Raw genomic sequence first — 8,386 nt, forward strand, 5'->3', positions numbered from 1 at the left:
AACTGATCTTTAAATATTTCTGTATTTGGTTTGTGTCCAATAGCAATAAAAACCCCAGTTACATCAATTACTTCCTTCTCACCAGTTATATTATTCACTGCTTTTACACCTACTACTACATTATCACCTAAAACCTCATCAATTTCAGTATTGTATTTTACTTCAATATTTGCAGTTTTATCAACTCTATGCTGCATTGCTTTTGAAGCTCTCATATAATCTTTCCTCACCAACAAAGTAACTTTGCTACAGATATTTGATAAATAAGTTGCTTCTTCTGCTGCAGTATCTCCAGCTCCAACAACTACAACATCTTGTTTTCTATAAAAGAACCCATCACAAGTTGCACAAGCAGAAACTCCACCACCAATTAAACGCTGTTCACTCTCTAAACCTAAATATTTTGCAGTTGCACCTGTTGAAATAATTACGGTTTCAGCTTCAATTTCAGTTGTTTCATCAACAATTACTTTATGAATTCCACCAACTTCTTTATTAAACTCTATTTTTGTTACCAATCCAAAACGTACTTCTGTCCCAAAACGCTCTGCCTGATTTTTTAAATCTTCCATCATTGCAGTTCCATCAGTTCCGTTTGGATATCCAGGAAAATTATCAACTTCAGTTGTAGTAGTTAATTGACCTCCCATTTGCATTCCTGTGTACATAATAGGTTTCAAATCTGCTCTTGCTGCATAAATTGCAGCAGTATAACCTGCAGGACCCGAACCAATTATTAAACATTTTATTCTTTCTATAGTATCAGACATAATTCTTCTTTTTATTTTGATGAACAAATTTATAGCATTTTATTATAAATTAACCTCATTGTTTATAATTTTTAATAATGCAGTTATAAACATTAATAATGTTACCTTCATAACTGATTTATTAATATAAATTTGCTTGAAATTATATCGAAAAATGAACGAAACAACGTCAATAAAATCAGTTGAAGTACTTGAAAAAATACTAATATCTGAAATTGCTACACTACTTTATTTTAATACGCAATCATGTAATGTTGGTGAATCTTTAGAACCAAAAGTTAGAAACTTATTAAAAACTAGGTTTCCTAAAATTAACTTCTACACGGTAGATATAAATTTTCACCCTGAAATAGCAGCAAAATATACTGCCTTTGTTGAGCCTACAATTATTGTGTTCTTTGAAGGGAAAGTAACCATTAAAAAAAGTAGAAATATTGGTATTCTGGAACTACAAGAAGCTATAGAAAGACCTTATAAACTAATTTTTGAATAATTGCTTGTGAAATCTATTTTTAGTTTTATATTTGCAGTCCGAAATATTCGGGGTGTAGCGTAGCCCGGTTATCGCGCCACGTTTGGGACGTGGAGGCCGCAGGTTCGAATCCTGCCACCCCGACAAAAAACTTTTCATTTATTTGAAAAGTTTTTTTCTTTTAGATTTACTTCAAAATAAACATTCATCTAACTTTTTAACTATAGTTTACAATCTCGTTTCAATTAAATTTTCTCGTTCTAAATGTTTAATTATCTTAGTAACATATCCTTTTACAGTTGTTGAAATTGTTTGGGGGTTTACAAGATTTAACGATCCTACCCAAACCAATGCTTTACCATTGTCTTCATTTAAATTGTAAATTGAAGTTTCTACATTATACACTTTATAAGACCCATAATAACCAGGATTGTAATAAACATCTTGAAATCTAAAGTAATAATGGCCAAAATACGGCCAACGATATCCTACCGAATAATAATTTGAAGGATAGCTTCTTTGTTCACTAACTCCTTTTACAGCTGAAATTATAACCGCATCAAAACCTTCATCAGCTATACTTTGTATCATTTCATCAATTTCTTCTTCACTTTTTTTAGATTTAGTAAAAGTTTTATCAAAAACAATAGTACTTTCTTCTGCATAAATATTTCGGTTAGAAAAAGCATTTTTTAATTCTTCTTCAAAAACTTTACGTGCTGTAAGATTATCAGTCATTCCAACAACCAATAATTTTTGTGGCTTAAAAAAAGTGATGTCTTCATTTCTCCAGCTGTCAATAAACTTTATTGAAGAACAAGCTGTTAAAACTAACAAACCTATTATTAAAACTATTTTTTTCATACTACTAACTTTTAGAAACTAAAATTAGAAATACTTCGTGGTATTTGTAATGATTTACATCAATTATAAGCAATGATATATATCAATTCCAAGTAGATTTTCAGCATATTTACAAACAGACTAAATTTGATTGTACTTAAAAATTAGTACAAAAAATGTAAAACGAGAGTAAAACCCTTCACTTTTAAACATATTTTAACCACTGTGCATCAAATTTTTAACTACCTTTAAGCTACTTGAGATTTTTGTTAAATCAAAAAGGTGGTTTTATGTTTTTTAGCAATCAAAATATTTTTAATATACTTTTTGAAGCTATTCCTGAGGGCGTAATTATAGCAAATGAGAATCAAAATATAATTGCTACAAATTTGGCTTCTGAACAAATGTTTGGGTATAAAAAAGATGAATTAATTAACCAAAATCTTCATGTTATAATTCCAAAAAAACACCAAACTAACCATAAAACTCACTTTCAAAACTTCTTAAAAAGCAATACAATACGGAAAATAAATCATAACCTTAACCTATTTGGAATTAAAAAAAATAAGAATGAATTTCCTGTAGAAATTGGCTTAAACCCTTTTAAAATTGATAACAAATCTTATATTATCGCTTTAATAATAGACATTACAAACCGTAAAAAAACTGCCAAAAAAATTGAGAACCTTAATTTTAAATTAGAAAAAATTATAAAAGAGAAAACTGCTGAACTAAAAAACACTATTAAACAACTAAAAAATGTAAATTTTGATTTAAAAAATCAAATAAAAAAAAGAGCTGAAGCCGAAATTCAAATTAAAGATGCATTAAAAAATGAACAAGAACTTAACGAATTAAAAACCAAATTTTTATCATTAGTATCACATGAATTTAAAACGCCTTTAAGCGGTATTTTAACTTCAACAATTTTATTGAAAAAATATCATTTAAGTGAACAACAAGATAAAAGAGATAAACACATAGAAACCATTACAAAAAAAGTACACTATCTAAATAATATTTTAAATGATTTTTTATCAATTGAACGCATAGAGTCAAGTAATGTTATCTATAAGTACACCACTTTTAATTTAAGTAAAGCTATAAACGAAGTAGTTTACAATGCTAATATGCTGTTAAAAAGTGGACAAAAAATTAATATTTCTTCAAATATTGATAATTATGTGTTGTATCAAGACGAGAAAATTCTAGAACTTATTTTGTCTAATTTATTATACAATGCTATTAAATATTCATTAGAAAATACGACTATTGATTTAATTGCACATCAAACTTCAAAAAATACTATTTTTAAACTTATTGACAGAGGAATTGGTATTCCAGAAAAAGATCAAAAATTTATATTTAACCGTTATTTTAGAGCTGAGAATGTATTAAATATTCAAGGAACAGGTATTGGTTTAAATATTGTGAAAAGTCATTTAGAAAATTTAGGTGGCACTATTTCATTCACAAGTAAAGAGCATAAAGGGTCAACGTTTATTATTAAACTTCCTCTAATTAAACCGCTATGAAAAAAATATTATTTATTGAAGACGACACCGTTGTAAGAGAAAACACAGCTGAATTATTACAGCTTGCAAACTATGAAGTTATTACTGCTGCAAATGGAAAAATTGGTATTTCAAAGGCTAAAAAACATGTGCCAAATATTATAATTTGTGACATAATGATGCCTGAATTAAGCGGTTATGGAGTATTACAAATTTTAGCTAAAGAAGATGCTACAAAACATATTCCTTTTATTTTTTTATCTGCAAAAACTGAACGTCAAGATATTAGAAAAGGAATGAATTTAGGAGCTGATGATTATATTACAAAACCTTTTGATGAATCTGAGTTATTTAGCGCTATTGAAAGCCGATTGGCTAAAGCTGCAATTATTGAAGAACGTACTGAAAAAGGGATTAATAGCTCTTTAAAAGAGCCAGAAGAACAACTAAAAACATTAGATCAGCTTAAAGGCTATTTTACTGATTCTTTAGAGAAACATACTTATAAACCAGGTGAAATTATATATAACGAAGGAGGAAATTCTAACTATGTTTTTTTAGTGAATAAAGGCGTTATAAAAACTTATAAAATTGACAAACAAGGGAAAGAATTAATAACTGCATTGCACAAAACAGATGATTTTTTTGGTATTACTTCATTTTCACAAAACAACCCTTATCAAGAAACAGCAACTGCTATTGAAAATACTAAAATATTAAGGCTTTCAAAAACCGATTTAAAACATATTTTACATCATAATTACGAAGTAACTCTTCAATTAATTGACCATCTTTCAGATAATGTTTCTGAAATTAAAGAAAATTTAATTGAAATGGCTTACAGCTCAGTGAGAAAAAAAACGGCTAATACCATTTTACAATTTACTGAAAAAATAAATTATAATTCTAATGAAAATATTCATATTTCAAGAAGTGATCTTGCGAGTATTGCTGGTATAGCAACTGAAACTTTTATAAGAACAATTTACGATTTTAAAAAAGAAGGTATTATTGATTTAGAAGGTAGAAATATTAAAATATTAAATATTGAAAAATTAAAAAAGGTTAATTAACCAATTGATATATATCATTTTATACCTAAATTATACTGTTTAATTTTAAGTGTAACAGTAATTTAATTGATAAGATGAAAAACATTTTACTTCCAACAGACTTTTCAGAAAATTCGTGGAATGCAATAAAATACGCCTTAGATTTATACAAAGAAACTCCTTGTAATTTTTATATATTACATGTCACTATGATTTCTAATTATACTGGCAGTGAGTTTCCAATGTTAACCGCTACAGATGTTGTTGAAAAAACACACTTAAAATATGCAAAAACCGAACTTAAAAATCTATTAAAAAGAATAAAAAAGTTGCCAGATAATGCAAAACATCACTTTTACACAATTTCGGTATATAATTATTTTATTGATGCTATTAAAACTCAAATTGAAGAGAAAAAAATAGACCTTATTATCATGGGAACCAAAGGTGCTTCAGGTTTAACTGAAGTAATTATCGGTAGCAATACTGGCGATTTAATTACAAAAATAAAACACCCAGTATTAATTGTTCCAGAAAAAGCAATATTTAAAATTCCTGAAGAAATAGCATTTCCAACAGATTATAATATTTTTTATCAACCAAAAATTTTAAATAACATTACTGAAATAGCCCAATTGTATGATTCATCAATAAGAGTTTTACATATTGTAAATAAAAATGAAACACTAACTAATGATCAACTTGAAAATAAAGAGTATTTAAATAACTTTTTTATGGATGAGAAATCTAGTTTTCATAAAATTACAAATAAAAAAATTGAAGCTGGTGTACAATGTTTTATAGAAAGTAGGGGCATTGATTTAATTATAATGGTAGCTAAAAATTTAAATTTATTTCAACGTATTTTATTTAAACCAACTGTTGAAGAAATTAGTTACCATACAGAAATACCTTTTTTAGTTTTGCATGAATAACAATTAAACAACATAATTATGGAAAATATATCTATTTTTTTAGCAAAATTTTGGGGCTGGTATTTAATAATTTTCTTTCTAATTCTTAGTTTAAACCCAAAAAGGATTCTTCAAATTATTAAAAATTTAAAAGATGAGAAGTTTATTATAATGGCATCATTTTTAGCAATTATAATTGGGCTACTTAATATATCATTTCATAATATTTGGGAAGGAGACTGGCGATGTATTATAACTCTTATTGGATGGACAGCTTTATTTGAAGGTTTAATATTATTTATATTCCCAAAAAGAGCTGTTAAATGGTTTGAGTATGTTAACATTAAATTTGTTCAAGTAATTTATATGCTGCTATTTTTAGTTGGAATATATTTATTAAATATTGGCTATGGAATTGTTCCTTTTTAAAAGAAAAAATATCATGACAACAATCATTAGAAATATTGATACCAATCATTTTTAAATTAATATTTAGTACTTAATTTTACTATCTAAATAAAAAAGTTCTTTGATTTACTAACTATAAAACAATAATCTATATTGTTATGGAACATTATAGATTATAATGGAGAGGTTTAGATACCTTCTGGTGGTTTAATTTATACTAATTTTTAGTTATAAAAATTCTTGAAAAATTATTTCAATATCACAAGGTTACAAAAATCCCTTCAAAAAGAAGCAAGGAGTTTAGGCTCCTTGTTTCTAAAAAATAGATTTACATTATGGTGCAAAGTAGTGTAAATTGAAATGAAGAACTTAAAGCTGTTTTTTAATTGAAAATAATTTTAGTTTTATTTTAGAAATAAAGTAACGTAAGAAATTAGGTTACAGTTAAAAGATAAATTTAGTTACTTCAGAAAACAGGGAGCCTAAACTCCCTGTTTTTATTTATTAATTTATGTTTTGATAACAACATACAATTTTGTTTACCCTAAATAATATAACTGAATAATTCGCCGTAACTTCTTTAATAAATTTATTGAAATTCATAAATATCCCATTTATTATCTTTCTTTAACACAGCTACTAAATGAGGTCCAATAAATTTAGAATGGAAAGAAGGTGGCTTTTTAAGAGTTACATTTGAAGGAATACAGTTTCTAGGATTTTCTAAGTATTTAACTTTATTTCCATAGGTATCAATCACAAATTCTTCTAGCGTAGATTTTGTTATACACTTCTCTAAAACCTCATTATAGCCAACAGTATCTTTTAAAAGTGTAATAACAATAGCATATCCATTATTAAAATTAGAGGCATTTAAGTATTGAGGCTTCATAACTTCTTTCCCACTAGTATCTATATATCCATATAAATATTGATTACCATTACTTTTTTTAATTAAACATCTATCACTGTTAAAAAAAGGTGGTGTATTATTTTTTCCTTTTTCTAAAACAAAATCGTCTCTAAAATCAATTACTAATGCACCTTCTTTATTTATAAAACCCCATTTATTATCCTTTTTTATAGCTAAAAGGTTATCTTTTAAAATAGAAACTTCTTCTAAATCAGTTAAAATTTGTGAAAATCCAATTGACGGTATACTTAAACAAATAATAAAAATTAGTAATTTTTTCATGACGTAATTATTTATATAATTACATAAATCTATTACTTCTTTTTAATCTGAAAAATGATATTGATCAACATTTACAGAGAGAACGTTATTTATTGAAAAACTACTATTATCATTGTTTTTCTCTTAAAATGAGTAAAAACGAAGAAAAAACCATCAATAACACGTTAAAAATTCAAATTTAGGAGTTTTTGTATATTTGATATCTATCATTTTTTTTGAACTTAATAATACCGTATTTAGATACATAATGAAATATAAAAATCATGAGAACTGAAGTGAAATTTATGGCTTTTAAGAATGAAACAAGTATAAAAAATTTAAAGCTAAAATGTATTAATTTATAGAAGGATTCATAAAATCACCTAACACTACTTATAATGAAAACTACAACTGATAAAAGTGACGATAATAGAAAAAAAAACTTAGAAAAACTACATCAAGAAGCAATTTCATGGAAATCTGAAATTGATTTTATACATGATGAAATGCAGTTTCTAGAACACTTACTTAGCTCAAAATATATAGATTGTCTATCATCAGGTTTATTTAAAAAAATTGAAATTTCAACAAAGAAAATTTCTGAAGAAAAAAAAGATGGAAATACACTTTTAAAATCTATTTTAAAACACAATACTATTATATCTAAATTTATTAAAAACAACAACAGTAATAGTTATAATTCATTTTTAGAAACGCATAAAAAATTTACTGTAGAAATTGACAATTTTATAAAAAAGTACAAAAGGCTTAAAAAACAAATTTTTAATTCAATAGAAAAAATGATGAAGAAAAAGGAACAAAAAAAATTAATATAAACGTACTAATATTTATATACAATTGCATTTATATTCATTCCTGCACCTACTGAAGCTAAAATTACAACATCTCCTTTATTAATTTCTTGGTTTTCAATTTCACCTCTTTTTACTAAATCAAGAAGTGTAGGAACTGTAGCTACTGAACTATTTCCTAATTTATGAATACTCATAGGCATAACACCTTCGGGTAATTTTGTTTTGTATAAACGATAAAAACGTTTTATAATGGCTTCATCCATTTTTTCATTTGCCTGATGAATAAATACTTTCTTAACTTCAGAAATATCAATACCGCTTTTATCAAGTGCAGATTTCATTGCCAAAGGAACATTGTTTAAAGCATATTCATAAATTTTACGTCCGTGCATTTTTATATAACGAACATCTGAATCTTCATTTT

10 protein-coding genes and 1 tRNA gene are annotated in these 8,386 nt (G+C 26.1%); 7 read left to right on the forward strand and 4 right to left on the reverse strand.

The genetic code is table 11. The features are described from left to right. Positions 1–770: FAD-dependent oxidoreductase (locus tag GQ540_RS09510; protein ID WP_291800417.1), on the reverse strand; the 770-nt coding region annotated here is incomplete at its 3' end. 154 nt (positions 771–924) lie between these two features. Here GQ540_RS09510 and GQ540_RS09515 point away from each other — a divergent pair. Together GQ540_RS09515 and GQ540_RS09520 are read left to right on the forward strand one after the other, a co-directional pair. Further along, complete coding sequence (locus GQ540_RS09515; RefSeq protein WP_291800419.1) at positions 925–1,263, forward strand: co-chaperone YbbN; 339 nt, start codon at positions 925–927, stop codon at positions 1,261–1,263. 48 nt (positions 1,264–1,311) lie between these two features. Further along, positions 1,312–1,386: transfer RNA gene (locus tag GQ540_RS09520), tRNA-Pro, on the forward strand. 84 nt (positions 1,387–1,470) lie between these two features. Here GQ540_RS09520 and GQ540_RS09525 read toward each other — a convergent pair. Beyond that, a complete protein-coding gene (locus GQ540_RS09525) occupies positions 1,471–2,106 on the reverse strand; it encodes a hypothetical protein (protein WP_291800421.1) in 636 nt (211 codons plus the stop codon). A gap of 245 nt (positions 2,107–2,351) precedes the next feature. Here GQ540_RS09525 and GQ540_RS09530 point away from each other — a divergent pair, with 245 nt between their 5' ends. From GQ540_RS09530 to GQ540_RS09545, 4 genes are all read left to right on the forward strand, one after another. After that, a complete protein-coding gene (locus GQ540_RS09530; protein ID WP_367206017.1) occupies positions 2,352–3,620 on the forward strand; it encodes an ATP-binding protein in 1,269 nt (422 codons plus the stop codon). After that, positions 3,617–4,672 (forward strand): response regulator, encoded by a 1,056-nt coding sequence (locus GQ540_RS09535; protein ID WP_291800423.1) that lies wholly within the window; start codon positions 3,617–3,619, stop codon positions 4,670–4,672. The genes GQ540_RS09530 and GQ540_RS09535 overlap by 4 nt, the downstream gene beginning before the upstream one ends. A gap of 74 nt (positions 4,673–4,746) precedes the next feature. Beyond that, a complete protein-coding gene (locus GQ540_RS09540; protein ID WP_291800425.1) occupies positions 4,747–5,586 on the forward strand; it encodes a universal stress protein in 840 nt (279 codons plus the stop codon). A gap of 18 nt (positions 5,587–5,604) precedes the next feature. Beyond that, on the forward strand, positions 5,605–5,994 hold the full coding sequence (locus GQ540_RS09545) for a hypothetical protein (protein WP_291800427.1): 390 nt from the start codon (positions 5,605–5,607) through the stop codon (positions 5,992–5,994). Between the two features lie 568 nt (positions 5,995–6,562). Here the strand turns inward: GQ540_RS09545 and GQ540_RS09550 are convergent. After that, positions 6,563–7,168 (reverse strand): WG repeat-containing protein, encoded by a 606-nt coding sequence (locus tag GQ540_RS09550; protein WP_291800429.1) that lies wholly within the window; start codon positions 7,166–7,168, stop codon positions 6,563–6,565. Between the two features lie 377 nt (positions 7,169–7,545). Between GQ540_RS09550 and GQ540_RS09555 the strand changes: the two genes are divergently transcribed. Continuing rightward, on the forward strand, positions 7,546–7,983 hold the full coding sequence (locus GQ540_RS09555; protein ID WP_291800431.1) for a hypothetical protein: 438 nt from the start codon (positions 7,546–7,548) through the stop codon (positions 7,981–7,983). A 5-nt stretch (positions 7,984–7,988) separates the two neighbouring features. On the opposite strand, the gene GQ540_RS09560 is transcribed toward GQ540_RS09555, so the two are convergent. Continuing rightward, the coding region (locus GQ540_RS09560; RefSeq protein WP_291800433.1) for a 3-oxoacyl-ACP synthase III family protein at positions 7,989–8,386 on the reverse strand (398 nt) is incomplete at its 5' end.

The organism is Lutibacter sp. (assembly GCF_013139515.1).
GTDB lineage: Bacteria > Bacteroidota > Bacteroidia > Flavobacteriales > Flavobacteriaceae > Lutibacter.

Excerpts from the sequence above, each read along its gene's own strand:
- GQ540_RS09515 (WP_291800419.1), top strand. The coding sequence starts at position 925 with ATGAACGAAACAACGTCAATAAAATCAGTTGAAGTACTTGAAAAAATA.
- GQ540_RS09525 (WP_291800421.1), bottom strand. The coding sequence starts at position 2,106 with ATGAAAAAAATAGTTTTAATAATAGGTTTGTTAGTTTTAACAGCTTGT.
- GQ540_RS09535 (WP_291800423.1), top strand. The coding sequence starts at position 3,617 with ATGAAAAAAATATTATTTATTGAAGACGACACCGTTGTAAGAGAAAAC.
- GQ540_RS09540 (WP_291800425.1), top strand. The coding sequence starts at position 4,747 with ATGAAAAACATTTTACTTCCAACAGACTTTTCAGAAAATTCGTGGAAT.
- GQ540_RS09545 (WP_291800427.1), top strand. The coding sequence starts at position 5,605 with ATGGAAAATATATCTATTTTTTTAGCAAAATTTTGGGGCTGGTATTTA.
- GQ540_RS09550 (WP_291800429.1), bottom strand. The coding sequence starts at position 7,168 with ATGAAAAAATTACTAATTTTTATTATTTGTTTAAGTATACCGTCAATT.
- GQ540_RS09555 (WP_291800431.1), top strand. The coding sequence starts at position 7,546 with ATGAAAACTACAACTGATAAAAGTGACGATAATAGAAAAAAAAACTTA.